2 protein-coding genes are annotated in these 1,596 nt (G+C 52.6%); both read right to left on the bottom strand.

What is annotated here, in order from left to right; translation table 11 throughout:
- Positions 1-47 precede the first annotated feature (47 nt).
- Entirely contained in the window at positions 48-413 is a 366-nt protein-coding gene (locus ABUA47_RS24645) for a hypothetical protein (RefSeq protein ID WP_004289443.1), read from the bottom strand.
- A gap of 28 nt (positions 414-441) precedes the next feature.
- Positions 442-1,596, bottom strand: a 1,155-nt coding sequence (locus tag ABUA47_RS24640; RefSeq protein ID WP_349832276.1) for a site-specific integrase, incomplete at its 5' end; no start/stop codon positions are given.

Genomic DNA, 1,596 nt, shown 5'->3' with positions numbered 1-1,596 from the left:
AATGGGTATAATAGAAGAACGGCCAAAACGTTGGCCGTGCTTCTTTTTCAGTTCAATATCGTGTTCATGCCGGGGAGCTGCCAGACGACAGCGGTCGTCGTGGCCCTTCGGACAAGCCACCGTCGGAAGGCTTCGGCATTCCCGGATTTTAAGCGGAAAGCCAGCGCGGCGATCATTTCGAGCGAATACAGCTCGACAATACCGCCGTCACGGTTGCGCTCCCGGCGGTAAACCCTCTCCTCACAGAGTATGCCGCTTTTGAGTATGGAGCGGATGTTGCTCCCCACGGCAGGAACGAAGACTCCGAACAGGTCGGCAATCTGGTGGCGCGTGAGCCATACACGGTTCTCCGGCGCGTGGATTTCCACCCGCCCGTTTTCAATGCTGATAGGTTCTCTTGTCGTCATAGTCATACAAATTTATCAATTTTTGTTATACTGTTCAACCGTTTACCGTTATAATATCTGCCGTTTCCGGTTCGTCCTCCTCGTAGAGATTTATTTTCCGGCCTTTGGTCTGTTCTTTCAGCCGTTTCATGTCCTCGTCCACCTTGCGGTCGGTCACTTTGGCGTAAATCTGCGTGGTGGAAATGCTCTTGTGTCCCATCATGCGGCTGACAGTTTCGATAGGCACACCCAACGAGAGCGTGATATGTGTCCCGAAATTGTGCCTCGCCTTGTGAAAGGTCATGTCGAAGCCGTATGTCCGTCCCAGTTCTCTGGTGAGCTTGATGAGATACCCCCGGCAATAGAGGTTGAAAATCCTGTCGCTTTTACGCTCGTGGCGGTATTTCTCGATGATCTGCAACGGCACGTTCAGCAGGCGGATGGCCGAGGGCGTTTCGGTCTTCTGGCGCCGGATGTGTATCCAGTACGTTCCGTCGTCCGACTGCGTGATGTCTTTTTCGGACAAGCGTTTCAGGTCGGCGTAGGACAACCCCGTGAAGGTAGCGAAGAGAAACCAGTCCCGCACCCGCTGGAGGTTGGGTTTATCGACGGGAGTTTCCATCAGCTTTTTGAGGTCTTCGAGTTTCAAATGGCGGCTCTTGCGCCGGGGCAGTTCCGGGTGCAGCTTCCCGTAAGGGTCGCGCCGGAGTGTACCCTGACTGACAGCCCGCTTGGTCATTTTCTTCAACCGGTAAAGATGCTCGTGTACTGTCTTGGGTTTCATTTCACGATCTGTACGTAGGAATATTTCAAAATCATCGTAGAACTCCCGGTCAAGGCTCCGCAACGCTACATCCTCCTTTTCCTTCCTTTTTTTCACGAAGGAGGCTAAAATATTATAGGAGTTCTCGTAACTTTCATAGGTTTCTTCCTTGCGATCCACGCCGACACGCTTGCGGAACTCCTCGTTATGCTCGCGGAACAAGGCAAGGAGGGTGAACGGTTTCTGCCCGATTCCTTCCACGGCGTTTTTGACCAGCTCGGCCGTCACGAAACCGAGGCTTTTACGAATATGACGGTAATGCCCGGTGATTTTTTCGGTCAGTTTCTCTATTGCCAGGTTTACCGTTCGGGCGTTCTCGCTTCGTCCGTTCGCCCTTTTGGTTTCCGGATTCCAAAGCGATGGATCGACAAACGCGTTGATATTGAT

The organism is Bacteroides sp. RTP31139st1_H2_RTP31139_211217 (assembly GCF_040227615.1).
GTDB classification, from domain to species: domain Bacteria; phylum Bacteroidota; class Bacteroidia; order Bacteroidales; family Bacteroidaceae; genus Bacteroides; species Bacteroides uniformis.
Note: the sequence above shows the minus strand (reverse complement) of the source record. Positions and strands in the feature narration are given on the sequence as shown.